Annotated in this window: 25 protein-coding genes; 8 read left to right on the plus strand and 17 right to left on the minus strand. The window is 46.5% G+C overall.

All coding sequences use genetic code 11. The features are described 5' to 3' along the window. Nucleotides 1–23 precede the first annotated feature (23 nt). The 3 genes from srtB to DCC85_RS22240 all read right to left on the minus strand — a co-directional run bounded on the left by srtB (nt 24) and on the right by DCC85_RS22240 (nt 7,856). Nucleotides 24–803 (minus strand): class B sortase, encoded by a 780-nt coding sequence (gene srtB, locus DCC85_RS22230; RefSeq protein WP_108467535.1) that lies wholly within the window; start codon nt 801–803, stop codon nt 24–26. Nucleotides 804–822: 19 nt separating this feature from the next. Then, nucleotides 823–6,846, minus strand: coding sequence for an MSCRAMM family protein (locus DCC85_RS22235; RefSeq protein WP_108468017.1), 6,024 nt, complete (start codon nt 6,844–6,846; stop codon nt 823–825). A 428-nt stretch (nt 6,847–7,274) separates the two neighbouring features. After that, nucleotides 7,275–7,856, minus strand: a complete 582-nt coding sequence (locus tag DCC85_RS22240) for an NAD(P)H oxidoreductase (protein WP_108467536.1) — start codon at nt 7,854–7,856, stop codon at nt 7,275–7,277. A gap of 247 nt (nt 7,857–8,103) precedes the next feature. Here DCC85_RS22240 and DCC85_RS22245 point away from each other — a divergent pair, with 247 nt between their 5' ends. Beyond that, nucleotides 8,104–8,484, plus strand: coding sequence for a winged helix-turn-helix transcriptional regulator (locus DCC85_RS22245; RefSeq protein WP_108467537.1), 381 nt, complete (start codon nt 8,104–8,106; stop codon nt 8,482–8,484). Between the two features lie 217 nt (nt 8,485–8,701). After that, on the plus strand, nt 8,702–9,517 hold the full coding sequence (locus DCC85_RS22250; protein WP_234414278.1) for an AAC(3) family N-acetyltransferase: 816 nt from the start codon (nt 8,702–8,704) through the stop codon (nt 9,515–9,517). A gap of 131 nt (nt 9,518–9,648) precedes the next feature. Here the strand turns inward: DCC85_RS22250 and DCC85_RS23510 are convergent, their stop codons facing one another. From DCC85_RS23510 to DCC85_RS22275, 6 genes are all read right to left on the minus strand, one after another. Next, on the minus strand, nt 9,649–10,650 hold the full coding sequence (locus DCC85_RS23510) for a 5'-nucleotidase C-terminal domain-containing protein (RefSeq protein WP_234414279.1): 1,002 nt from the start codon (nt 10,648–10,650) through the stop codon (nt 9,649–9,651). Then, the gene (locus DCC85_RS23515) at nt 10,628–11,779 is read right to left on the minus strand and encodes a metallophosphoesterase (RefSeq protein WP_234414280.1); all 1,152 of its coding nucleotides are present in this window, start codon (nt 11,777–11,779) and stop codon (nt 10,628–10,630) included. Before DCC85_RS23515 ends, DCC85_RS23510 begins: the two co-directional genes overlap by 23 nt. 129 nt (nt 11,780–11,908) lie before the next feature. After that, complete coding sequence (locus DCC85_RS22260) at nt 11,909–12,742, minus strand: DUF6544 family protein (RefSeq protein WP_108467538.1); 834 nt, start codon at nt 12,740–12,742, stop codon at nt 11,909–11,911. Then, a complete protein-coding gene (locus tag DCC85_RS22265; RefSeq protein WP_234414281.1) occupies nt 12,736–13,218 on the minus strand; it encodes a MarR family winged helix-turn-helix transcriptional regulator in 483 nt (160 codons plus the stop codon). The genes DCC85_RS22260 and DCC85_RS22265 overlap by 7 nt, the downstream gene beginning before the upstream one ends. 213 nt (nt 13,219–13,431) lie before the next feature. Then, the gene (locus tag DCC85_RS22270) at nt 13,432–14,388 is read right to left on the minus strand and encodes a hypothetical protein (protein WP_108467539.1); all 957 of its coding nucleotides are present in this window, start codon (nt 14,386–14,388) and stop codon (nt 13,432–13,434) included. After that, nucleotides 14,385–14,942, minus strand: coding sequence for an RNA polymerase sigma factor (locus DCC85_RS22275; RefSeq protein ID WP_108467540.1), 558 nt, complete (start codon nt 14,940–14,942; stop codon nt 14,385–14,387). The genes DCC85_RS22270 and DCC85_RS22275 overlap by 4 nt, the downstream gene beginning before the upstream one ends. Before the next feature lie 294 nt (nt 14,943–15,236). On the opposite strand from DCC85_RS22275, the gene DCC85_RS22280 reads away from it, so the two are divergent. Continuing rightward, a complete protein-coding gene (locus DCC85_RS22280; protein ID WP_108467541.1) occupies nt 15,237–16,772 on the plus strand; it encodes a serine hydrolase domain-containing protein in 1,536 nt (511 codons plus the stop codon). A gap of 213 nt (nt 16,773–16,985) precedes the next feature. Here the strand turns inward: DCC85_RS22280 and DCC85_RS22285 are convergent, their stop codons facing one another. Genes DCC85_RS22285 through DCC85_RS22305 form a run of 5 tightly spaced genes read right to left on the minus strand, consistent with a single transcriptional unit; the run spans nt 16,986 to nt 19,304 of the window. Beyond that, nucleotides 16,986–17,282 carry a spore coat protein gene (locus DCC85_RS22285; protein WP_108467542.1) on the minus strand — a complete coding sequence of 99 codons (297 nt, stop codon included), beginning with the start codon at nt 17,280–17,282 and terminating at the stop codon, nt 16,986–16,988. 13 nt (nt 17,283–17,295) lie between these two features. Next, on the minus strand, nt 17,296–17,499 hold the full coding sequence (locus DCC85_RS22290) for a hypothetical protein (protein ID WP_108467543.1): 204 nt from the start codon (nt 17,497–17,499) through the stop codon (nt 17,296–17,298). 31 nt (nt 17,500–17,530) lie between these two features. Continuing rightward, the gene (locus DCC85_RS22295; RefSeq protein ID WP_108467544.1) at nt 17,531–18,667 is read right to left on the minus strand and encodes a zinc-dependent alcohol dehydrogenase; all 1,137 of its coding nucleotides are present in this window, start codon (nt 18,665–18,667) and stop codon (nt 17,531–17,533) included. Further along, on the minus strand, nt 18,664–19,050 hold the full coding sequence (locus DCC85_RS22300; RefSeq protein WP_108467545.1) for a spore coat protein: 387 nt from the start codon (nt 19,048–19,050) through the stop codon (nt 18,664–18,666). The genes DCC85_RS22295 and DCC85_RS22300 overlap by 4 nt, the downstream gene beginning before the upstream one ends. Before the next feature lie 11 nt (nt 19,051–19,061). Continuing rightward, nucleotides 19,062–19,304 (minus strand): spore gernimation protein GerQ, encoded by a 243-nt coding sequence (locus tag DCC85_RS22305; RefSeq protein WP_108467546.1) that lies wholly within the window; start codon nt 19,302–19,304, stop codon nt 19,062–19,064. 187 nt (nt 19,305–19,491) lie between these two features. Between DCC85_RS22305 and DCC85_RS22310 the strand changes: the two genes are divergently transcribed. The 3 genes from DCC85_RS22310 (at nt 19,492) to DCC85_RS22315 (ending at nt 21,291) form a co-directional block, all read left to right on the plus strand. Then, the gene (locus DCC85_RS22310; RefSeq protein ID WP_108467547.1) at nt 19,492–19,782 is read left to right on the plus strand and encodes a hypothetical protein; all 291 of its coding nucleotides are present in this window, start codon (nt 19,492–19,494) and stop codon (nt 19,780–19,782) included. After that, the gene (locus DCC85_RS23520) at nt 19,779–19,940 is read left to right on the plus strand and encodes a hypothetical protein (protein ID WP_234414282.1); all 162 of its coding nucleotides are present in this window, start codon (nt 19,779–19,781) and stop codon (nt 19,938–19,940) included. The genes DCC85_RS22310 and DCC85_RS23520 overlap by 4 nt, the downstream gene beginning before the upstream one ends. Nucleotides 19,941–20,196: 256 nt before the next feature. Continuing rightward, the gene (locus tag DCC85_RS22315) at nt 20,197–21,291 is read left to right on the plus strand and encodes an L-dopachrome tautomerase-related protein (RefSeq protein WP_108467548.1); all 1,095 of its coding nucleotides are present in this window, start codon (nt 20,197–20,199) and stop codon (nt 21,289–21,291) included. Here the strand turns inward: DCC85_RS22315 and DCC85_RS23770 are convergent. Continuing rightward, nucleotides 21,281–21,481, minus strand: a complete 201-nt coding sequence (locus tag DCC85_RS23770; RefSeq protein WP_442789506.1) for a JAB domain-containing protein — start codon at nt 21,479–21,481, stop codon at nt 21,281–21,283. The genes DCC85_RS22315 and DCC85_RS23770 overlap by 11 nt on opposite strands. A gap of 197 nt (nt 21,482–21,678) precedes the next feature. Between DCC85_RS23770 and DCC85_RS22325 the strand changes: the two genes are divergently transcribed. Both DCC85_RS22325 and DCC85_RS22330 read left to right on the plus strand, forming a co-directional pair. Continuing rightward, nucleotides 21,679–22,077 (plus strand): nuclear transport factor 2 family protein, encoded by a 399-nt coding sequence (locus DCC85_RS22325; RefSeq protein WP_108467550.1) that lies wholly within the window; start codon nt 21,679–21,681, stop codon nt 22,075–22,077. Between the two features lie 35 nt (nt 22,078–22,112). Continuing rightward, nucleotides 22,113–23,003 carry an NmrA family NAD(P)-binding protein gene (locus DCC85_RS22330; RefSeq protein WP_108467551.1) on the plus strand — a complete coding sequence of 297 codons (891 nt, stop codon included), beginning with the start codon at nt 22,113–22,115 and terminating at the stop codon, nt 23,001–23,003. A gap of 64 nt (nt 23,004–23,067) precedes the next feature. Here the strand turns inward: DCC85_RS22330 and DCC85_RS22335 are convergent, their stop codons facing one another. Together DCC85_RS22335 and csaA are read right to left on the minus strand one after the other, a co-directional pair. Continuing rightward, entirely contained in the window at nt 23,068–23,688 is a 621-nt protein-coding gene (locus DCC85_RS22335; RefSeq protein ID WP_108467552.1) for a TetR/AcrR family transcriptional regulator, read from the minus strand. Between the two features lie 65 nt (nt 23,689–23,753). Beyond that, nucleotides 23,754–24,086 (minus strand): chaperone CsaA, encoded by a 333-nt coding sequence (csaA, locus tag DCC85_RS22340; protein ID WP_108467553.1) that lies wholly within the window; start codon nt 24,084–24,086, stop codon nt 23,754–23,756. Between the last annotated feature and the right edge of the window lie 13 nt (nt 24,087–24,099).

A 24,099-nucleotide genomic window follows, 5' to 3' on the forward strand; every position in this document is an offset into this window, starting at 1 on the left:
TAGACTCCAATGTTTCAACATCGTCATGTAAGCTTTCGGGCAACCACCGCTAACCGGCCGTTCTCGGTCGAGTACTCACACGTGGACAGCACAATAAGCTTGTCGCCATAACGGGGTGTTATACCCGTTTCGTAAAGAGCAAGTTTTTTGATGTTCTGAACATACGAATCGAACTCGGCAGGCGTACTAACCTTCTCAATCTGGTAGTATTTAAATACATCATCCGATTTACGATAAACTTGTGACACAATAACGGCAACAATCTCATACTCTTCCTTTTCGTAAAGCGTACTGAACTGGAACGTAGCATGTTCTTTATAGAAGCTTTCTTCTTTATACTTCATCAAATCCTTGAACATCCAGCCGTTTTTCATATGATGTCCGTGAATCAGCAAAATGTCAGAACCGTTGATCCGGCTGTGCTCGTCCAAAAAGGGGAGACCGAGTTTGCTCTCCTGTTTATCGAAATCATGATCGAGATAGTACTGCTCATCTTGTGGGTTCTGCATGACCGGATACTCAATTCGAGTGCCGTCCATCTTCAACCAACCGACGATGTCCGGGTTTCTCTTGTAAAGCTCTCGAAATTCGGGAAGCATCACCAGCTCATTTCCTTTTGTAATCAAAGAGGAGGGGACTTCCTCCCCTCCTCCTTTGTCCGACTTTTCCTCCCAAACCTTTGCCAGCTCTTCGATCTTCTGCTGATCCGTATAACCCCACAGAAGAATTCTCGCTATATTAGCGAGGGAAAATACCAACACAAGGAAGGAAACGGCGATAAGAACTTTTTTCATTTTACTCATTTTCTTACCGCCTTTCCGGTTACTGAATGTGCTTCTTCTTGCTGCTGTGTAGACAGAATCCAATTGTAATCAAGGACATCAGCGCCAATACCATATAGAGGGTTGGCGACGGACTGCTATCCCCTGTTTTCGGAGCATCATCCAGCTCGTAATCGACACTCGCGGCTTCATTGTCGACGTTGCCGCCTGCATTGTTGCCTTTGCTGTTATCGCTGTCGGCGTCATCCATTCCGTTGTCAATGTCACCAGCTCCGTTGTTAACGTCATCGGTTCCATTGTCGATGCTGCCGATTCCGTTATCAACGTTGTCGGTTCCATTGTCAATGTTATCGCTGCCATTGGCGACTTGGTCGGTTCCATTATCGGTGTTATCGGTTCCGCCGTTGACACTGCCGGGCTTAGGACTTTCAGGTTCCGGTTTGCTTGGCTCAGGCACCGGGGTCACCGGAGCTGGCCCAGGATCTACGGGAACCGTACCTCCACCGCCGCCGCCGGAACTTATCGGCTTCAACTGTAAATCGTGGCGTACGACATCTGTATCGACCGAGAGTATCGGACTCGTATACGTCTCATAGCCAGCTTTCGTTACAACTAGATAGTAATCCGTATACGGGAACACCATGTATGCATAGGCACCATTAGCGTCGCTGTTCTGACTTGGGCTGGCGTTATCGTTTGGTGCAAAGCCCGGAATCGCTGGCAGCGTTACTTTCGTACCTGGTACAATGCCGTTGGCCTTGTTTCTCGGCGTATCCGCATAGTACAGCGTCACTTCTGCACCTTCAATCGTCCTGCCGTTTGTTGCATCCGTAATGATACCATACGGGTCAACGAGCCCTTGGGAAATATTCAATTCCCCATTCGCCTTCACATCCAGATCCGCATGAAGGACCGTTAATTCTTGGCCTGGCGCCACTTCGTAGCGCACTTCCATCTTGTACTTCTCCGCAGCTAAACCCTCCGCTGAGAAGACACCGTTCGGCTGCAGGCTGAACGCTTTAGGCTTGCCGTTCTCATCCGTCACATATTGACCTCCGGCATTCCGCAGGTAAATGCGCATCTTGCCAGCCAGCTCGCTGCCGAGCAGCGAATCCTGCCCGTCAGGCTGCTTCAGAAGCACAATGCCTACGGCTGTAATATTCGCCGGAACGGTCTCGTTCGTCACACTGCTGTTCACATTCGCTTTTTGCGTGAACTCGACAGGCACATCTTTCCCGCCTACCTGATATCTCTTCGTAAATGTGATCGTATAGTCGGTATCGGCCTCGGCAATGACCGAATATTCACCCTTCTCATTCGTCCGAATCGTCTGCTTCTCGCCTGTCTTCAGATTGGTCACCGTGATGGACGCATTCGGAATGACTTCACCTGTGTTGTTGTCCCGCAGCACGCCTTCCAGAACCGGAAGCTGCCTTTTATTGACAAAGCGGGCTTCAGCCGCATCTTTCGCCGGAATGGTACCCGTGCGATTGAGACTTTCAGGATCCGTCTCATAGCCGTCGTTCGTATAATTATCCTCGGTTACCTTATACTGCAGATTCGTAGGAAGTTCTTGTACAAGGAACGTCTGGCCGTCTCTAAGCTCAAAGGTATCTCCACTTGTGATGGTGCCTTTGCTGCCATCCGACTTCTCATAAGGATAGGAACCATCCGCTCCCTCACCTGTAAAGGTGACCTTGTACTTGAACGCCTTCGTCTTGTCGCCGCCATTCCCTTGAACCGTGTTGCCGATTAACAGGCTGCCTGTCAAGACGCGTACGTTCGTGAACGGGGCAGTTTCATCCTTACCCTTCATGACTCCGGTATAATACCGCTCCACAGGAGTAGTCATGTATTCATCGGTTGTGTAGTCTTTCTGGGTAACTGTATATTTTAGATTGTTAGGCAGGTCCAAAATATCCAGTGTCTCCCCGTCCTTGAGCCGGAAGATACCGCCAGACTTGATCAGACCTTTATCCCCGTCCGACTTCTCGTAAGCGTAGCTTTCGTCCTTACCTGTACCCTCAAAGCGGACGGTGTACTCGAACTCCTTCGACTTGTCGCCGCCGTTGCCCATAACCGCATTGCTGATGGTCAGCTTGCTGACGATCCGTTCGTTGATGAAGTCCGCCTTGTGATCGCCTTTATTCACAATGGTGCCGGACCATTCTCTCGTTCCCGGATCAGTCGTGTAACCATCAACGGTCGTATAATCGCCTTCGGTTACGGTATAAACCAGACCCGCAGGCAATATCGGCAGCGTGGCAGTTTGTCCGTGCTTGAGGATAATCTTGTCCCCGCTCTTAATTTTGCCATCCGTATGATCTGGCTTCTTGTAAGTGTACTCTCCATCCTTGCCCTCGCCGCTGAAGGTCACGGCGTACTCGAACTCTTTGTTCGGATCGCTCCCGTTACCTTCCACCTTATTGCTGATGGTCAGCTTGCCTTGGGCCGGTGTAGGCACAATCAGCGGAGTGTTTGAATCCACCTTTATACCGTCTACAAGGACAGGCTTGCCCGGCGAATCAATGACACGCACCCGGTATACTGTAGTCGTAGGCAAGTAAGTGTTGGTATCAATATACGTCTGCTTGAGCAAATAATCCCCAGCCAGCTGAATAATGAAATTCGTCTTACCGTCTACACCTGTTGTTTTTTCCTCCATTACATTTCCATCTTTATCCTTGGCCGGTGTACCGTCAGAATTAAACAACTTGAACTTTACGTCCTTCAACACTGTTGTGCCGTCGGGCCCAACCTTCTTGAGATAGAGCAGGCCGTTTTCATTTGCACTTCCCGCCACATCGTTCGCGTCCAGCGTAATGCTGCTCTGCGCTCCGATTGGCGGAAGGGTATTATCGCCCATCAGCTTGATGGAGTTCCCAGCCGTTCCCGGCTGCATGCCCTGGGATTCGGTCTGGTAAACGAGCTGATAGAGCTTATTCGGATCGGCAAAGTCAAACCTAAGCGTCGATCCCCCTGTTGCTGGGTCTGTGCCTGCAGTGACCTTCACTTCACTATTCGGATCCGCAAGATTTAGCGGACCTCCTTCACGCTCCAAAGTGCCATCCGGCTTTAACTTGCCAGGATAGACAGCGATGTCGGAAGGATCGAGAGATAGGCCACCTGCTGCATTCTGGCGCAGCTTCAGTCCCTTGCCAAGGGTATCCAGCAAATAGACACCTTTCTTCATCTGGAACGGAGGCGTGTAATTCACCGTCCATTCCTGTACCCCTGAAACAGGCTTTTGTACTGTCTTGCTCAGAGACTGCACAGGCACAATAATTTTGTGGACTTCGGTCGCGCTGTACGGCTTGTCTCCCCATTTCATGGAGAACACAGCCTGATTCTCACCGGCATTATTGTTACCCAACTGGTAGGTCGCAAGCGCGGCATGGGTCGGACGCGCCTTCACCAGAATGACGTAAGGACTCTCCAGCTTGGAGAAAGTGAAGGTGCCCTTATTGCCATTCTGGGTGAAGCTCACTACATGCTGAGGCGTACCCGGATCAATAACAGAAACGGCCTGAGCGTACCTACCATTTCCGCCTTTACCATCCGTTCTATAGCCCGTACTACCTTTATAAAGTCTATAAGCCTCGCCAGGAGCATAATCTACAAACTCCCAGCCCTCCGGCAACGTATCCACCAGCTTGATGTCGCTGGCAACACGGGTGCCGCCATCCTTGGCCATCTCCTCCGTATTGAAGCCTGGCATGTTCACCGCCAGCCGGAAGGTGACCGTTTGATCCTTGCGGTCATAGCCTGCCAGGATGTAATTGTCAGGACGAGAGTTGTCCGTATACCAGTTTGGATCGTTGGCAACGGGCGTTCTTTTCCATATGCTGTCACTCCATTGGCCTGAATAGTTGCGGTTCCAGTCGGCTGCAACCCCTTCTAAACCCGCCGTGTTCGCATACAGCATTTCCTTGTTCAGCATCCGCACAAAATTCGAGGTGTTGGCCTCTGCGCGGCTCATATAATCGTCCCCATCGAAGAGCAGCCCCCGGTTGCTCCATGTGTTTCCGACATTATCCTGTCGGAACAGGTTATCCGGGTTGGTTGTGACGGCCTCAAAAGAAACGCTCCCCGATACATCTCCTTTGTACCCGGTCACTTTGATCAGGTCCGCCACCCGCTCGCCGTTGACCGTCAAGGGGATCACTTCACCCGTTAACCCATTACTCACGGTCAGCGTATTCTCGCGGTACTTCTGCCACAACTGCTTGGTGTCGATTTGACTCTTAATAGCATCCAGAGTTGTCGACGTTACCTTAGGATTGGCGTCCAGATTATCCAGTACGTCGAGAGAACCGCCGTAAACTAGCAAATCATAGACGACCGGAGCATCCAGATCGTATTGCAGCTTCAAGTTGATCGTCCACTTGGTGCCTGCAATGTTGTGCAGCGCGGTGGTTGTAGTGGCACTTTTCGTGAAGGCATGTGCGCCAATTCTAACCTGTGCATTTTCCATAACGGCAGCGGGAGCGGTCCATTCGGTCGCATCGTTGTTTTGGATGGCAGTTCCTCCATCCTTGACATCCAACTCCCAGTTAGCGCGCGCTTTGTAATCAAAGGTTGACTTGCTGCTGTCTGTCACCTTAGTCACAACTGTCATATAGAGAGGGCCGTTCAGATCCCCGCCGATGGCGGTTCCGATCTCGTACTCCCCTGCAGCGTTTCGGGTAATTGGGGTATCCGTACCGCTGTCCCCATTCTTATAAGTTGCAGACACAAACTCCGTCCCCGCAGGCAGGATGTCTGTGATCTTAACATTCTGCAAGCCGGTTCTGGACAGCACGCCATTATTGTTAATCCTCTTGTTGACCTCAACTGTCCATGTGATGAGCGTATCGTTTCCGCTCTTGCCGGGCTTGCCCGTCACTGCAATCCAGTTGGGTCGTATGGCAATCCGATGGGTATTGGATGAAGCTTTCACATCGGCAGCGTCATCTACAAGGTTTGCAGCATTATCAATGCGGGCCCATCCATACTGATCAGCAAAATTGCCGTTCTTTTCATAGTAATAAATATTGCTAGGGATCCACGTTTTGAAAGTGATCGTCGCCGTGCTCCTGACATTATCTACCGTGGATACGGCTGGGAACTTGTAGGAAAGTGTGCGATCTGCAGCAACATCAGGATCTGCCGCACTTCCATCCACCGTGAAAGACCCAGGCACATACACGCCTACGTTCGCAAGCGCATCCGAGAAGGTCAGCCCGTCCAACTTCAGGGGAACGGTTTTATCGTCCCTATCCGTCGCAGTCACTACCGCTTTCCACGTAATGGTACCCTCTTGAAAAGAGGGGCTGTTAATCCCAGTGTCATAGCCGCCGTTGCTTAAAGAGCTAACAATGATGTTGTACTCCGGCACTAAGTCCGAGTTTTTAAACTTATAGCCATCTCCAAAAATGGTCGTATCCCCACCGCCGCCAGGGGTTTGATCTGCGGCTTTAGCAGCAGCGGAAAAGCCAATTTTGACGTCGCGTCTACTGCCGTCATATACCCCTGTGCCATCAAATGTAATTTTGATGGAATCGGCAAAAAACTGGACGGTCGCAATCTTCAGTCCGCCCTGATTGATTGACATAGGACCTGCAGGCGCCAAATTCAAACCAGGGAAGTAGACCGCCTTGTCCAGGATGGCATAATCCCCCTGCTGAATCACGCCTTCAGGCGGAGCATTGAGATCGTCCCCCTTGGTCGGCACGGCGATACTTTCCAGCTCAAGGGTAAAGTTCTCCCGGCCGTTAATCTCGCCCCCAGGCTGAATCACAGCCGCAGGGTTGCCCTGCTTCACTGTGAGGTTAAACGCCGGATTGGCACTGACCAGCACCGTCGTTTTGTCCACCGGGTTTGTCGCCAGCGCCGCTAATGTCGACGGCCGAGCGTACACCGCCTGAGTTGCCGATGACGGTTGGCCTGGCGCGCCGTACACCGCCTGAGTTACCGACAGCGAATCGACCGCGTTCGGCGAGCCCGGTACGCCATTCGCATTTGCAGCAGCAGGGAACACTACTGTCTGCAAGGCAAGCAAAACTGCCAGGCAGAAAGATAGCATCGTTTTACCTAAACTGCGTTTTTGTTTCAATACGAAAATCCCCCCATTTCTTAAGTTTTGGAAGCTGACAATGACTTTCTTCCTTTATCCTTTGGTACCTTCACCACTTAGACAGAAAGTTACCAAATTCGCCATATTTATATGGCGTGCCCGACCATTGTATTACAGAGACCTATACAAATTCTGAACAATTACTAGACCATAGACCCGAGTTGGCTGCAAGACTAAAGGACTAATAACAGTAAGCTATATAAATTGAACTAAAGTTTTACATTGAATTCTCTGTTATCACGGCCTAATACGGTCCTATAACGTTCATTTCTTTGGTTCATTCTATATAGGTATGCCCATAAAAAAATACGCCACGAGCATGACTGCCAACCACTACATAGCAGGCGCTCGGGCGTTTTGACTAAGTATGCATTATATTAATTTGAAGATTTAGCATAATTGAGCCCCAAGTGATGAGCCTCGTTAAGCAGCATCTCATAATGCTTGGGAGGGGAATCCAAAGTCTCATATAAAAATTCAACCTTGGAGCTGGAGACACCGCAATAATCGGCAATTCCCACATTGAGCAGATGGGTAATCATCTCGTCATAATTACGCTTTTTCATCTGTTCTTCGGAAACGCCCGCCAAACCCATCCACAAGACATGCTGATGATGAAGCTGGTTCGAACCGTACGCAACCCCATTGTTCCACACACGGTCAATATAACCCTTTAGCATGGCTGGCAAATTCCACCACCAAATCGGAAAAATAAAGGCCAAAGCATCATGCTCCTTCATTCGTCTTATTTCCCTTTCCACCTCAGGGGAAAAAGACTGCTGTGCTGCTGACCAATCAGGTTCATCTGCTCCTTTTAGAACCGGGTTAAAGCCAATCCCGTGTAAATCCAATATCTCATAGTCGTGGCCAGCCTCGGAAAGACCTTGTACGAAACGATCTGCAACCTTAAAGGTCAGGGAATCTTTCCTCGGGTGTGAAACAACGCATAATACTCTCATCCTTGTATCATCACTACCTTTCTTGAGCAGCTAACTTTGTAGCCATGATTCATGGCTGATGCTATTATAAATAGTACTAGAATAACCTGGAAGTACGCACTTTGAGGTTCTATAGGATAATATGGGTGCCCTAGGAACATGGAAGTGCCCTAGATAGTTGCCCCATCTATATAGACTGAACTAAGGTTTTACATTGAATTTTCTGTTATCACGGCCTAATACTGTCCTATAACGGAGGAATGACAAGATGACTGAAAAGAGGGAGAATAGCGTTCAAAAGAAGTATAAAGTTGGAGTAGAAGCGGCATTAGAAGTCATGGGAGGGAAGTGGAAGCCCTTAATTATCTATCATTTGATGACAGGACCGAAACGGACTTCTGAGCTTCGCCGGTTAATCCCTGACATTACGCAGAAAATGCTGACCACTCAACTAAGGGGCCTGGAAAAGGATGAGATCGTTGCACGAGAAGTTTATAAGGAAATCCCTCCTAAAGTGGAGTATAGGTTAACCCCCTACGGCTGGGGATTAAAGCCCGCCCTAGACCACTTATGCTATTGGGGAGAGGAACACCTGGAGAAAGTTCATGGTGACAAATCCAAGGTCCTGGAAGAGTTTGAACCCACTTGATGTGCTTTGGCAGCTAAGCTTCGGCAAGTAATTTACTATCATTTTTATGTCCACCTCGCTCCTTGCCTCTTGTATAGTCCAAACCCTTTTATGTATAATTCAGGAAGAAACTTCATTCCACAACATAAGGGCTATGCTTTTCTGGCAAGCAGCCAGTAACAACCCCGCCTCATGCAGCGGGGTTGTTTTTTATGTTGTCATATCGGGAGGGAATCACATGGAAGAGATGAAGGAGCAGGCAAAACAGCCGCGAAAGATACTAACGAAGCAGGACCTCATGGAACAGCTCGGACGATGTGGGGTGTCAACAGGACAGACCTTAATCGTCCATACTTCTCTGAAGAGCCTTGGTTATGTTGTAGGCGGAGCGGAAACGGTCATCCGCGCGCTGCTCACGCTCATTGGAGAACAAGGGACGGTGATGATGCCAGCGCAAACATGGAAAAATCTTGATCCGGTGACCGGCGTTCACTGGGATGCGGAAGAGGCCTGGTGGCCGATTATCCGGGAGCAGTGGCCTGCTTACGATAAGGCGGTCACCCCGGCGATCGGGATGGGCGTTGTCGCCGAGATGCTCCGCACATGGCCGGGAGCAAAGCGCTCCGACCATCCGGCGCGGTCTTTCGCAGCCGTCGGCAAACACGCGGAATATTTGACGGAGAACCATGATTTAAGTCAAATTTTTGGCCAGGGCTCCCCTCTTGACAAGCTGTATAAGCTGGATGGCTATGTACTGCTCATCGGCGTCGGTCATGACAAGAACACCTCGCTCCATCTCGCAGAGACTAGGGCCGACTTCCCCGGAAAGACGTATGCCGAAGAAAGCAGCGCCATGACCATTGACGGCGAGCGTAGATGGGTAACCTATTCAACCCAAGCGGTCGACGATCGGGATTTTGTCCAGCTGGGCGCCGAGTTCGAGCAGGAACAGCGTATCACCGTACATCAGGTAGGGAACGCGTCTGTCCGGTTGATCCGCCAAAGACAGCTGGTTGACTGGACAGCGGCATGGATGGAGCGTAACCGGGTGTAAGAATAGGCCAAAGGCAGTTGCGGAGGGGGCCACCATGGCGGCTTCTCTGCATCTGCCTTTTTCAAATGCCTATGATTCTGCCAACTTCCTGCGTTATAACCGCTAAGAAAGAGGTTTGAATAATTTCTAAATTATGAAGCTTTTGCTGTAACCGCCTTTTGAATCAAAGCCTTTGCATCGCTATTAGAAAGGCCTTGTTTAGGTTGAAGCAAATGGTTCTCTGCTGCACTAAGAATACCTTTGTCAATCAGCTCAGCCATACATTTAACCGCATAGGCAGAGACAGTGTTGCCATCTCCGAAACCTGCAATGATCGTAGCGGCATTTTTATCGGAAAGTTGACTATTCAACAATTTAGCCAGAATTGTAGCAGCTTCTTCACGAGTGATATCACGATCAGGATTGAAGTTACCGCCGTAGCCTTGAATCAATCCAGCATGAGCAGCCTCGGTAATTGCATCTGCATATGCAGCGTCAGCAGCAACATCCTTGAATCTAGGTGCTGTCGACACTTCGCTTAGTTTCAACATGTCTACTAGAGCACTTACAAATTCAGCACGGGAAATGACCTCTATTGTTACAGGTGTTTGTGTTTCTGTTTGCTCTTTCGATGCAGCTAGGTTCGTGATACGCCCTTCTGTTTTAGCTTGAATAGCGCCGCCTTTATACGTATCTACAATGTACTGGTAGAATACATCAAGGTCGATAGGACCTGCTAAGGATGATTTAGCATCCAATAGCACTTTATAGTTATCTCCACCGGCGGCCATAAAGTTGTTAACTACAGCCGTATATGTTTTTCCGAGATCAATAGGTGTGCCATCTTCAAGACTAAGACTAGTAACACGTTCTGCAACTGGTTTATTGAAATCTGCAGTATATTTCAAACCAGAGATTTGTAGTGTCTTTGTGTTTGGTGTACCGTCAGCATTTGTACCCCATTGTTGCTGCAACAAGGTTTTAACTTGTTGACCGGTAAGGCTTAATTTTACTAACGTATTTCCAAATGGCTGGATCTTAGCAAGATCAGCAAAGGTCACGTCACCTTTAGGAAGATCCGCACGAATACCCCCTGGATTCATAAATGCAAAGTCAGCAGCGCTTGCTTTATCACCAAAGTCTGCTTGACGCATCGCATCTGCAATTGATGTTTCCTAGAGGAGCTTCATTATTATAAGCATCTGTACGAGTGACAGAACCATCTGTAGTACCTACTGGCTTCGTTAGCTCAGGATGCTTTTCTAATGATTTTTTAATAATAGCTAAAGATGCAGGGTCTTCTTGAACACCCTCTTGAAAAGTCGTTGTAACTGTAGCTGATTTCTCGGTTACATCCCCAGTAGTAGGGTCAATCATCAACTTAATATCTTCAAATGCCGTACCGTAAGAATAGGCCTGAACGATTAATTTTCCATTCACCTCGCCGTTAGCTAAAGCATGATTGTCACCTGCAACGATAACGTCAACAGGGGAATCGGTAGGTAAAGCTTTTGCTAAATCAGCTGCTTCTCCAGTGGTTACGCCTTCTTTGGTTGTGGCTGGATCATGCGCCAAGACGATGATCGTCTCTACACCTTGACCTTGCAATTCTTTTGCATATTTATTAACGGACTCAACTTCTTCTTCTGCGCTTAAGAAACGCACACCTGCTGTACCAGATGGCGATACTTTAGCTGGTGTAGCCTTCGTTACTAATCCGATAAATCCGATCTTAACTCCGCCCACTTCTTTGATCACATAGGGCTTAAGCAATGTTTTGCCAGTGGAGGTTTCAATGACGTTTGCATTGACATAATCAAATTTTGCTCCAGCATGAGTAACCTTGCCCTCCTTTGGATCAAGGCCACCAAAGATCTGTGCCTTCAATGCAGCGATACCTTGGTCGAATTCATGATTGCCTAGCGAAGCTACATCAAAGCCCATCATGTTCATCCATTCCATAGTAGGCTCGTCACGATCTAGAGATGAGACCGGAGCAGATGCTCCCACAGAGTCTCCATTATGGAAAAGTAGGGAGTGTTCATATTTTGCCTGAGCATTCTTTAGATAGGTTGCTAGAATTGGAGCAGTTCCTACCTTCTTATCACTAACCATCGAGGTGGTATCTAACTGACCGTGCAGGTCATTGATTCCGATCAAGTGTACTTCTACATCTTTGCCTGCTGCAGAGACAGAACCTGCTGCGCCAAATAGTTGGGAAAGTAGTAGTGCTGCAGCAGCCACACGAATTGTGCTTTTACCCACGCTTTTTCTCCATGACATGAGTTACAAAACCCCTCTCAAATTTCTGTTCCTGGAGTATATTAGCATGATTAAATTTATATAAATCGTAGAGTATATAAAATCTATGTAAAAAGGCTGACTTCTGCTGCACTACGATTGTATTTATCGCTATAATCTATCGATTTGAAAATCACTACCATCAAAGTAAATCATGTCGCCTTCTGGAACATGCCAAATCGCCTGTAAACGAGACGGTTGCTTACGGCCATCCTTAGTTTGATAATCGCTAAATAACGCCGTCCACTTCACTTGCTGTCGATCGCCATTCGTCGAAGTATAAATTCGGTCATCCGTTGAAAATGAGAGTAATTCCCCGGTTTCGCTGAATGTAAATAGACCACTAGCTTCTATGCCACCATAGGTAATGATTGCTTTAGCGCTTGTTTTATTCACCTCTTTCCAGGTAATATAGCTTTGCAATGCTGCATCAGGAATCAATAACGATTCGGATAGAAAAGTTACCAAGCAAGCCTGATCCATATCTGCTCCCGTTTCGTTGAACAAGGGAATCCCTTTGGCCAGAACCCCTTTCATGCCTCCTACACCCTCCAGAAGAGAGTCATATCCTTGAAATGGAATTCCGTACATCCGTGTATTGATGAATGCAACTCGATCTGGTTTCTGCACAAAATTAACCTGCGAGTAATCAATTTTGATCATTGGCTTTTCCTGCGATAGCTTAAAATCCACATCTTTAAAACTAATCTTCATGTATGAGCTCTTCAGCCTGCCGATATAACCACAGGTCTTTAAATATCGCTTTACAGGCATGGGTAAATCCTCGACATCTTCATACGTAAGCACCCCTGTCACTTGGCTGGAGCGCTCTATACGCTCCTTAATATCTCGATTAAACTTTGCCTTCAGAGGCGAATACGGAATAACAAAATAGACGACGACGGCAACAACTATTAAAGCTAGTAAAAGCAATCCGATCAACATGAGTTTTCACACTTCTTTCCTTGTTCTCGGTATTTCTCTTCTATTCGTCCCAGATTGTCTGCCAACTGTTGAATGCCGTAAAATAAACCGTCTGTTAACTTCCCATCAAAATGATGAAATAGATCCTGGATAAACTCACTCTCAAGATTTTCTCGTTCCTTAAAATAAGCGTGACACTTGGATGTCAATTGAACCCGAACCACTCTCGCATCCTTTTCATCTCTCTTCAGGGTGACAAACCCCTGCTTCTCAAGAATACTGGCAAGTTTCTTTATGTTTTGTCTGGAACAACCGAAGATGGCCGCAACTTCACCTAGTGTGGGAGATGGATTTCCATTCTTTAAAATAATGGCGATAAGGAGCCACTGCTTTAAGGTGATGTTTTTATCTAATTTATCCCCTACGATTTGCAACCGATTCGCTAATGTCAGCATAGTAGCAAAAATGTAGGCCTCTTTCTCCTCTTGGTTCAGCATTCTAAACCTCCCCCGCAAATAAGTAACTAGTTACGTTTCCTATTTTACTTAATTAGTTACCTATTCTTCAGTGAGGTATGTTATACAGTCATTGTGCAGCACTCTTTTGCGTAAGAACCAAGCCAGACGTCAGCAGTTCATACCTTGCTCCCCCAAAAAAGGACAGCCCCATTACTCTAAGGCCATCCTCCGGTCATGTCTATATTGGTTATATCACTTACCTTGGTTAAGCTCGGTCACTGCAATATCCTTTTTACTGAATTCATAGGCTACTTTAACATCCTTGATAATTTCCGTATCCTGATAGGCAAGGGAACCCTCAAACTCCAACGTATCGTTGCCCTTCCACTCTATATTATTTGTATAACTATAATTCTCATGATCCGAACGGATCCATGTATCTAAATGGTTTTGTGCACCAAATTTGACTCTTGCCGATTCAACTAATTCCGGGCTGACTTTATCTTCTTCAGTATTTAGGATTTCAATGAATTCACTTTTATTCGAACAGGTGACTACAGCGACCAGCTTTCGATCCGGTGAAGGGATCAGCTCTTTAATATACATGGATGGTTCAGAATAACTTAGATACGCTTTAAGCTCGTTGTCTTTTATTCTCCATAATACATTTTGGCTCCCATAATCCGAGTAGTTGTTAAACAGCGTAAATATCATACTGCCGTCTGCCAATTTATAAATATTGGGGCTTTGATAACTTTTCGAAAGAACATCGATGGCGAAGGCAGCCGCATCAGCAATTTTTTTATTATCCTTTGCTACAAACGGCTTCAGCTCGTTTAACGCTTTTATTCTTAATTTTGGATCATTAAAGCATTCTACTAACCTGTTAATGGCAATATAGACATGCTCGTCATTATCACTTTTTAGAGCTCGTAGAAACTTCTCAGCATCATACTCCTCGGAAGGCTCTAACTTCATGTCTTCTGCCGTTAAATATCGAATGTTCATCTCATTATTTTGATGTTTATAATATTCCATGGCTAATAAAGCTGTCGAAGTAGAACTATATAAAACAAGACATGCAACCAAGGCAGCAATCCACTTTTTCGAAGTTCCTCTTTTTCCTTTCACTTTTTCACAGTTCCCAGCTGCTTCAATTAAATCCTCATCAATCGATCCGATCTCCCTAAACAGCTCTTCACGCTTCACAGGTAACCCCCCTCTTTGTCCAGATAAGCTCTCAGTTTTTTTCTTGTTCTAAATAATATAGACTTCACTTTACTGCTGCTCATATCAAACCTCATGGCGAGGTCCTCGATGGAATCGGAGTACCAATACCTCCGAATAAATATATTTCTTACACGTACTTCTGTGTCATATAAAAACTGACTTATCAAATTTGCTAGTTCACCCGCTTCATACTCTCTCTCCACGGTACGTGGGGAAGCCAAACATTCCTCCAATTCGGTTAGCATGACTTCAAATTTACGATTACGCTTTTTCGCTGTATTATAGCCGTGTTTATCCAGCGCAATATTGCGTGTAATCCTCCCTAGAAATACAGGAAGCTTCCTGGGCAGATGCGGCGGTATCGCATCCCAAGCTGCTAAGTAGGTATCGTTCTCACACTCCTCAACATCGGAATAATTGGAAAGTATGTTCCTTGCAATTACTCTGCAGTATGCCCCATACTTATTCTTGGTCTCTATAATGGCATGTTGTGAACGTTGTAAGAATAAGTGGACTATTTCTTGATCCTCCATCCTGTCTTCCCCTCTTTTCAGTCTTAACCGCTACAGTATTAGGCCGTGATAACAGAAAATTCAATGTAAAACTTTAGTTCAATCTATCTATGTAGTAGAAATTCCGCAGAATGCGTTGCATCTCCAAGACAATAAAACTGCCCCCAGACCTCAGTCGAGGATAACCCTCACCCCCCGCCCAGTCTATTAACTATCTCTTGGACTGTTCCAGATGGTTAAAAATTCCTTTATGGTTATGCTTATAACCTAAAGGGAAAGCGAGTGATCTTTGTGAGGAAGAAGATTCAAATATGGATGGTTGTACTTTTTTTGATAGCAAGTAGTGTACTTATCCCTGATTCATCGGTCTTAGCCAACAGCAGTTCTACTGCAACTCCAGTAGATTCCGCCAAAATTGATAAGCACATCGAATCTATGATCAAGCAGCTTCAAATTCCGGGTGTTGCTTTGGGCATTGTAAAGGGCGATCAGATTGTTTATTTAAAGGGTTACGGAACTTCTGGACCTGACGGGGATCCCATTACTCCTCAAACCCCATTTGTACTTGGCTCCACCTCTAAATCGTTCACCGCTCTGTCCATCATGCAATTGGTTGAACAAGGGAAAGTCGATTTGGATGCACCTGTGCGGAAATACCTGCCTGATTTTAAACTGGCAGATCCAAAAGCCGCCGAGGCTATTCTAGTAAAAGACCTGCTTCACCAGGTCAGTGGCCTCTCTACCTATGAGGGACGGCGTGTTTTTAACAACAAATTTGATTCTATTGATGAGCTTGCCACCCATCTTGGTGATGTATCTTTAAGTGACCCAGTAGGCAGTACATATCATTATTCAAATCTAAATTATGATCTCCTTGGAAGTATCATACAGGCTGTCTCAGGTCAATCTTATGCTGAATATGTTCAAGAGCATATTTTTAACCCGCTGGATATGAAAAATAGCTTTACCTCCGTAACAGAAGCGCGCCAGAACGGGTTGGCCAAAGGATATCAATCTATTTTTGGCTATATGATGCCAGTGGACTTTCCAGACAATCCATCCATACTGGCTTCTGGGTACCTCATTTCCAGCGCGGAGGATATGGCTCACTATCTAACGGCCCAATTAAATAACGGAAGTTACCGGAACGTCTCCATCGCTTCCCCTGCCAGCGTCTCAACCATGCATCAGCCTTACGCCGAAGATCCCTCGACAGGACATTATTATGGCATGGGTTGGGAGATTAATGACAATATTATTCAACACAATGGGGCTGTAGAGAACTTCCATTCAGATATGATATTGGATGGGGATACCGCTATCATAGTCTTGATTAATGCCCAGGACTATCTTGTGCGAGGTATGAACTTCAGTAAAATTGCTTCAGGAGTTCAACAGATCATGAATGGACAAGAACCCACAGGCGTTGAAATTACCAATGTCACCAGAACCTATGCAATTATCGATTCTATATGTGTTATTATTGTCGCTCTTATCGCATGGTCTATTTACAAGCTTTTTTTATGGAACAAAAGGTTCACTCCATCTCCGCTGCGAACAACTGTATCTTTGTTATCGCTGCTTATATTTAACCTGATCATTCCGGTTGGAGCATTAATATTATTGGGCGGCATAGCTCCTTGGAATGTTTTCTTCACATACCTACCTGGGATTGGACATTTTATTTTCATTATTTGTATCCTGCTGTTAGGCATCGGAGCGATCAAAGCCTTTTTGCTTATCCAGAGCCTAATCAAGCATAAGTTGAAGCAGAGCAACCCAAGACTACCGGAGTCTCATATCCAGGGGCACGAGAAGCAACAAGCAGCCTCGCCAAATCCGGAAATCTGATTGTAACAGTAGTTGGATTTTTGACACGGGGAACATTTTATTCTCTAAAGTCTTCGGCTATATAGAATGAACTAAAGTTTTACATTGAATTTTCTGTTATCACGGCCTAATACTGTCCTATAACGTTCATTTCTTTAGTTCATTCTATATAAAATCAAAAAACGCGCCTAAACCATGGTGGTTTGCGCGCGTTATGTCGGGATGAATACCGAATCAGGACGGAATGTTCATGGCGGTCTGAATATTTTTCAGATCGAGTTGAATTTGCTCCGGAATATGGTAGGGATGGTATAGGGCCCGCTGCATCATGTAGTTTGTTATCTTTTCATGGGAGTCGATAGCTTCGTCGAGCTGTTTCATCAAAATTTGCTTGATTTCGGGGGTGGCGCATTCGGTTAAGGCCATGGCGTAGTTTCTGACTCCGCTCTTGGCATTCATCAAAAAATCCATTGCGATCACATCGTCGGTCAGCGTATGGAGCCCTGTCATATGTTCTATTAAGGTGTTCATTTTTCTATCTCCTTTAGGTTAGGGTCACTTTAGACAGCACTCCACCGAGCTCCTGAAGCTGCTGTTGTGATAATGTCACATCTTGTTGCAAAATTTGCATGAGCTCCGGGTCGGTTACCAGAGCTTGCATGGTCTTGGATTTAGTCATGCAAACCGTCTTGAATGCAGCTATTTCATGTACCTCGAGCATCTCATGTAATGCGTAATTGGAATTCATTCGGATTGTCCTCCCATGTATCTATCCATATTTAAGGCTTTAAGATGACTTTAATGCAATCGTCCGTTTTCGTATCGAAAATTTCATAGCCCCGCTTGGCCTCGCTGAGCGGAATGACGTGCGTAACAATGTCGCCTGGGTCCACTTTGCCAGACGTAACCAACTCGTACATATACGGCATGTAGTGAATAACCGGAGCTTGTCCGGAACGGATATTCACGTTTCGCTGCATGATGTCACCGAGCGGGAATCCGTTATAACGTCCGCCGTATACCCCAGTGACTTGGATGGTGCCGCCTTTGCGGACAGCCTGAGATGCAATGATGAATGCGCTCATGGTGCCGCCTTGCAGTTTCAAACCGCTGGCTAAAAATTCAAGATCGCTCATCTTGCCGTCCATTCCTACCGCATCAATCACAACATCGGCGCCGCCTTTGGTCATTTCCTTGAGATTATTGCCAATGTTCTTATCTTGTTCGAAGTTTACGATTTCGACTTTGTTCGTTCGCTTCGCATGCTGTAAGCGGTAATCGACATAGTCAACGGCTATGACCCGCTTTGCTCCTTTCAGCCAGCAGAATTTCTGGGCCAGGAGTCCAACAGGACCGCATCCGAGAACGATGACCGTATCTCCATTTTTTACGCCGGCATTATCTACGCTCCAGAATGCCGTGGTCATGGCATCAGCAATCAAGCTTAGGTTTTCGTCCGGTTGTTCGCAGTTTTCGGGAATCTTGAAATGGGTAAAATTTGCAAAGGGAACCCGTAAATACTCGGCTTGCCCGCCAGGATATCCGCCGGTCGTTCCGGAGTAGCCGAAATATGCGCCCATATCCCCGTGTTGGTTTGAATTGTCACATTGGCTTTCCAGCTGATTTTTGCAAAAAAAGCATTCTCCGCATGCGATGTTGAACGGGATGATCACACGGTCGCCTTTTTTTACCTTTGTCACGTCGGGGCCCACTTCTTCTACGATCCCTATCGGCTCATGTCCGATAACATAGTTCTCTTGAAGGTTAGGGATCATCCCGTGAATAAGATGAAGGTCAGAACCGCAAATGGCGGTACTGGTGATCTTTACGATCATATCGTCCGGTTTCACAATCTTCGGATCCGGCACCTCTTTGACCACGACATTTTTAATCCCTTGATACGTTACCGCCTTCATGCTTTATGTCCTCCAATATGTTCATCTGGGGTCCGATCAAACATCCCTTTACGGGACGTATCATCCGGGAACAGATTCATCTGCCCGATCATCACCGTATTCTTTGCCGAAAGCTGATCGAGTTGATATTGTTCGTTCAGCTCGTAAGGATGGAACCATTTTTTGCGAATCATGAGCTCCGTGATTTCCTGGTGCATTGCAATTCCCTGCTTAAGGTGTTTGTGCAGCAGGGCTCTTACATCCGGTGAAGCCGTTTCCGTCAGGGCGATGGACAAATTACGCACACCCTCTTTGGCACGAATAAGGAAGTCCATGGCAAAAGTCATATCTGCCATTTCCGGCATATTTAATGAATTAATCGGGTCTAAATAATCGGTATTCATTTGAGCTCCCCTTAATGTGTTATAGGTGTCGGACTATTCGGAACAGACGCTTGGAAAGGAGCTTTCGCGTAAATGGCTTGCAGCTCGGCGATCTGTTGTATGGATTGAATTACGTCTTTCTGCATTAGGGCTTTTAACTCTTGGTCAAAGACCAGGCCTTGCATAAGTTTTGATTTAGCGAGGCACAGCGTTTTAAAGTTTAACGCTTCATGCAGTTCCATCGATTCGTGCGGCGCTAGCGTTGGATTATTCATTGAGAAATGATCACCTCCGTGTTTTTCATCAACATTAGATTTTCCAGCGAATCGGATCTTATACTAGAATGGATTGCGGGAGAATAGAAGATCCGAATATTCCCATACAGTTGCAGGAATATAAACAAATTCTTAATCCGATACTTATTTTTGTTTATATGATCTTGCAAAAGGGAGGAGGACTCATGTGCCCAATAAAAACAAAATTGATCTAGCCACCGAAAATGCAAGAAAACCGGCAGAAAGCACACTTAACTCGAGTGGAAATACACTGGAACAGCATGCATCTAACGCGGTTTCTGAGGTGCAGACGGCTTTAAATCAAGCAATAAGCTCGATAAATGAATCTAATGCGGCAACAAATTCACAACCTTTAGAGACGGCCCGGCAGCAATTAACCCAGGCAGAGGAATTTTTGGATCAAGCGCAAACTTCAGCAAACGCATTACGTCTGCCGGACCAGCGCAGCAAATTATGACAAATGAGAGGGAGGCCCTTAAGGGGCCTCTCTCTTTCGTCTGCTTCCTTGTTAAAATGCCGACGTTCCTGAAGCACCATTCGCGGCGGCAGCAGGAGCGCGGCCAGCGTAAGCTGGGCAACGCCTTCCGGACCAGAACCCGCTCGCTAGGCCGTTAACGGATAGGAATATAATCTATAACGCGATCGCCATCAAACTCCAGTGAAAATGTACATAATCCACTAAGTTGGTAATTGCAGCTAGCAACCCGTCGATTCGTCAAAATATTCTCACGGGGTGGCGTCCATAACTCGTTGTCCGTCATGGATACGAACTTGCGGGGTTCCCGTAAAATTATTTTATTATCCAGGCAATTGAACCACATTCAGTCATATAAATAGTGATAGCAGTTTTGAACCTGTTGAGGAGGATTCTATACAAATGATGTTACCGAGTGAAAGGTATTTCGGTAAGTTTGAAGCGGTTTTTTTATTTTACGGAGCCATGCCTACAGGCGTTACTGTTTCTGAAACCGGGCGTATTTTCATTTGCTTTCCGAAATGGGGAGACGACGTTAAATTTACAGTGGCAGAGATCGTTTGCGACACATTACAGCCTTATCCTAATTTAGACGCCAATGTGGTAAACCCATCGAATATCACAATGTCCCTCATTAGTGTCCAAAGTGTCGTTGCTGATGGAAAGGGTACGCTTTGGGTATTGGATACAGGAGCTCCTAATTTCTCAGAACCCATTAAAGGGGGGGCGAAGTTAGTCGCTGTAGATTTAAATTCAAATACTATAAGAAGGGTATATACATTTACGGAAGATGTTGTCCTGCCAACCACTTATCTGAATGACGTCCGAGTTGACTTTCGTGTGGGTAAAGCAGGTTATGCTTATATAACGGATTCGTCTTCCCGAGGACCAGGAGCCATTATTGTCGTTGATTTAGAGACCGGTTATGCCTGGAGACGGTTAAATGGGGCATATTCAACTTCGCCCGATCTCTATTTCCTGCCGAAAGTTGAAGGTAAAATCCTGATGAATCGAAACAAAGACGGATCTACTTCACCCTTTAGATTGGCATCCGATGGTATAGCGATTTCCCCAGACGGCAAGATGTTGTATTTTTGTCCTCTCTCCAGTCGTCATCTGTACTCGATTTCAACGGAAGCCCTAAGAGACCGAACAATACCGGATATGAATCTACAGTATCACGTGAAGTATTGGGGAGAAAAAGGTGCTTCAGATGGAATGATCACCGATGCAAAAGGAAACATTTATGCTGGAGACTATGAAAACAATAGTATTCGAAAGATATTGCCGAATGGAATAATGGAAACTATCGCACATGATCCGAGAATTTTATGGCCGGATACTTTTTCTATTGGTCCAGATCAATACTTATATTTCATCGTGAACCAATTACATCGGCAGTCAAGATTTCATTATGGAAATGACCTGCGCCAGAAGCCTTATAGTTTACTCCGTATGAAAATAGACGAACCACCTGCGCCTACCTTTTAGTAAACCCGAGACAGCCGTCTTGAAGACTTCGCGAAGGGTGTACAACACTGGCGTTCAAGGTACCGATGTGGCAAGTTGTGATGGAATTCACTTTATTCTTCGTGTCAAGGCATACAACGAGGAAATGCTCCCGATCCGCATCCAGAAGCAAAGGGCAGTCCTCACCATAACCATGTAAACACGGTGCCACAAGAATAACTCTTAGAAATATCTCTCCCTCCTATAAGCCTTTTATATTTTTATCAAAGTAAAGAGATTAGAAACAACTTTTTAGATCAATCAGTCCGAATTTATTTGACCGTTCAGTCCGGAAAGTGATATAGTGAGCATAACCCTTCCACCATTTGGATAGGGCACCCATTCTCTTAAGAAAGCGAGGCTACTTAAATGAGTACTTTGTCTTACGAGCAAGCTGAGCAGCTCATTCAACTTTTCGCAGACCACTACATTCATAAGGATTATGCTGCATTTTTCAATTTGTTTGCTGACGATATCGTCTTCGAGTTTCCTTATGCCCAGGAACCCAACCCTAAACGTCTGAACGGGAAGGCGGCGCTGCAGCAGTATCTGAAGGAGTTGGGGAAGGTACTTGAAATCACCTCATTCACCAAACCCGTCATTCATATAGCGGCCGACGCCCCCGTGTTCTTTGCTCAGTTCGAAGCGAGCGGCAAAAACATGGCCACAGGCAGACCTTATGAACAGAGCTATATATCTGTAGTCGAAGTTCTAGATGGCAAGATTGTCCGCTACCAGGACTACTGGAATCCATTAGCAATCAGTTGAACCAGACATAAATGAGAACTAAAGGAGATATCCGTATGCATAATGAATCATCCACTCGTATTCTACTAACTGGAGGACAGGGCAAGACTTCCTCCCGCATTGCACAGCTGCTGCACGATCGGGGTTATCTGATTCGAAGAGCCGGACGCAGTATGCCCAATCCCGAGGATAAACAGGTCGGTGAACATGTCCCATTCGACTGGTTCGATGACTCCAACCACGATGACCTCCTGCAGGACGTTCATGCCGTATATCTGGTTGCACCTGCGAGTATGCATCCTGAAGAAGTCATGATTCCTTTTATCCGCAGAGCACTTGACGCTTCAGTAAGGCGCTTCGTCCTGTTATCAAGTGCCTCGATTCCGGAGAATGGCCCTGTCTTCGGACCCGTTCACCGTTACCTGCGTGAGCATGCCCCGGAATGGGCTGTACTGCGTCCTTCCTATTTCATGCAGAACTTCACAAATCCTGAACACGGGCACGGGCATTCCTTGCGCCATAGCGGGCACATCTATACTGCAGCCGGAGACGGCAAGATCGGCTTCGTCGACCCAGATGATATTGCAGCTGTTGGCTTTCATGCCCTGACCGACAAGGAGCCCCATAACCGGGAGCTTATCATTACTGGACCAGAATCTCTCACCTATGACGATGTGGCCGAAGTGATCCGCAGCGTTACCGGCCTGAACGCCAAGCATATTCGTGTTACACCAGAGCAACTCACAGAGAGGCATAAGGCCGCCGGCTTGCCGGAGAGCTATGCCGAATACCTGGCCGGCATGGATGTCCGTATTCGCCTCGAAGGAATGGAGGATCAGGTAACGGACACGGTACTTCGTGTAACCGGGCGAGAGCCGCGTTCCCTGAAGCAATTCATTTTGGAGCACAGACATGGTTTCCATTTAATTAACCAAGGGGTATTTTAAGATCAAAGGCTCTCCTGTCATCACCGTTTAAGATGACTACAGGAGAGCCTTTATAGGTTTTCATTTAGCTTGGATCTGCCGCTTTGCTGCCTTGTCCTTGCATGGTCAGGAAGATCGCCATGACCATCTGTAGGATGCCAAACAGCCTCGACTCATCCATTCCCAGCTTGGCTGACGTGATCAGGGCGATCCGCTCATGCACCAGGAACCGGGCCAGGTCTCGGATGTTCACCTCATGGCCTATTTCCCCTTCTTCCACCGCGCGTTCCAGCATCGTGTAGAAGATCTGCTCCGACAGTTCGGTATTCGCCTGCAAGTAAGCCGCCAGCTCCTCATTATGAGGCGCCTGCTCGATAGCGCTGCTAATAATGAAGCACTGCAGACGCAGCTCCGGGTCTATAAGGACTTTAATGATTGTGGTGAATGCTTGTTCCACCTTGCTGGCGGCCGTTCCCGGCCCATCACAATACTCCTTCAACTCCTGATTCTTCTGATCCATATAATGCTTAACTGCTGCGAAAAACAGCTCCCACTTCGTTCCATACGTATCATATATGCTTTGGCGGGCAATGCCCAGCCCAGCGATTAAATCCGGCAGCGAGGTGCCCTCATAGCCACGGTTCCCGAAGATATTCATAGCTTTATGCAGAATTTCATTCGTATCAAAGGCCTTCGTTCTTGCCATCACTCCTCCCCCTTTCTTCAGTTATTCATCTAAGCAATTATACTATAGCTATTAGAGTCTTATTTTTATGCAATAGGAGTACCATTAGGGATTTCAGTATCTGGCTTCAATAGAATGACATCCCCTTTTTCCGGGACGCCTCCCAGAACTAATACCTCCGATTTAAATCCCGCAATGCGCCGAGGAGGAAAATTGACGATTCCTATAACTTGCTTTCCTACTATTTCTTCAGCTTTGTACCGCTTAGTTATTTGTGCGCTTGAAGCTTTCATTCCAATCTCCGGTCCAAAATCAATCTTAAGCTTGATCGCCGGAATTTTTGCCTCTCCAAAAAACTCCGCTTCCTTAATCGTTCCGACACGAATATCTAGTGCTGTAAAATCATCGATCGTTGCCAATGTTTTGCCTCCT

The organism is Paenibacillus sp. CAA11, from assembly GCF_003060825.1.
Lineage (GTDB): Bacteria > Bacillota > Bacilli > Paenibacillales > Paenibacillaceae > Fontibacillus.

Excerpts from the sequence above, each read along its gene's own strand:
- DCC85_RS22245 (WP_108467537.1), top strand. The coding sequence starts at position 8,104 with ATGACTGAAAAGAGGGAGAATAGCGTTCAAAAGAAGTATAAAGTTGGA.
- DCC85_RS22265 (WP_234414281.1), bottom strand. The coding sequence starts at position 13,218 with ATGCTGAACCAAGAGGAGAAAGAGGCCTACATTTTTGCTACTATGCTG.
- DCC85_RS22240 (WP_108467536.1), bottom strand. The coding sequence starts at position 7,856 with ATGAGAGTATTATGCGTTGTTTCACACCCGAGGAAAGATTCCCTGACC.
- DCC85_RS23515 (WP_234414280.1), bottom strand. The coding sequence starts at position 11,779 with ATGTCATGGAGAAAAAGCGTGGGTAAAAGCACAATTCGTGTGGCTGCT.
- DCC85_RS22280 (WP_108467541.1), top strand. The coding sequence starts at position 15,237 with ATGGTTGTACTTTTTTTGATAGCAAGTAGTGTACTTATCCCTGATTCA.
- DCC85_RS23520 (WP_234414282.1), top strand. The coding sequence starts at position 19,779 with ATGACAAATGAGAGGGAGGCCCTTAAGGGGCCTCTCTCTTTCGTCTGC.
- DCC85_RS22325 (WP_108467550.1), top strand. The coding sequence starts at position 21,679 with ATGAGTACTTTGTCTTACGAGCAAGCTGAGCAGCTCATTCAACTTTTC.
- DCC85_RS22335 (WP_108467552.1), bottom strand. The coding sequence starts at position 23,688 with ATGGCAAGAACGAAGGCCTTTGATACGAATGAAATTCTGCATAAAGCT.
- srtB (WP_108467535.1), bottom strand. The coding sequence starts at position 803 with ATGAGTAAAATGAAAAAAGTTCTTATCGCCGTTTCCTTCCTTGTGTTG.
- DCC85_RS22300 (WP_108467545.1), bottom strand. The coding sequence starts at position 19,050 with ATGAATACCGATTATTTAGACCCGATTAATTCATTAAATATGCCGGAA.
- DCC85_RS22250 (WP_234414278.1), top strand. The coding sequence starts at position 8,702 with ATGGAAGAGATGAAGGAGCAGGCAAAACAGCCGCGAAAGATACTAACG.
- DCC85_RS22260 (WP_108467538.1), bottom strand. The coding sequence starts at position 12,742 with ATGTTGATCGGATTGCTTTTACTAGCTTTAATAGTTGTTGCCGTCGTC.
- DCC85_RS22285 (WP_108467542.1), bottom strand. The coding sequence starts at position 17,282 with ATGAACACCTTAATAGAACATATGACAGGGCTCCATACGCTGACCGAC.
- DCC85_RS22330 (WP_108467551.1), top strand. The coding sequence starts at position 22,113 with ATGCATAATGAATCATCCACTCGTATTCTACTAACTGGAGGACAGGGC.
- DCC85_RS22295 (WP_108467544.1), bottom strand. The coding sequence starts at position 18,667 with ATGAAGGCGGTAACGTATCAAGGGATTAAAAATGTCGTGGTCAAAGAG.
- DCC85_RS22235 (WP_108468017.1), bottom strand. The coding sequence starts at position 6,846 with ATGCTATCTTTCTGCCTGGCAGTTTTGCTTGCCTTGCAGACAGTAGTG.
- DCC85_RS22275 (WP_108467540.1), bottom strand. The coding sequence starts at position 14,942 with ATGGAGGATCAAGAAATAGTCCACTTATTCTTACAACGTTCACAACAT.
- DCC85_RS22305 (WP_108467546.1), bottom strand. The coding sequence starts at position 19,304 with ATGAATAATCCAACGCTAGCGCCGCACGAATCGATGGAACTGCATGAA.
- DCC85_RS23510 (WP_234414279.1), bottom strand. The coding sequence starts at position 10,650 with ATGCGTCAAGCAGACTTTGGTGATAAAGCAAGCGCTGCTGACTTTGCA.
- DCC85_RS22290 (WP_108467543.1), bottom strand. The coding sequence starts at position 17,499 with ATGAATTCCAATTACGCATTACATGAGATGCTCGAGGTACATGAAATA.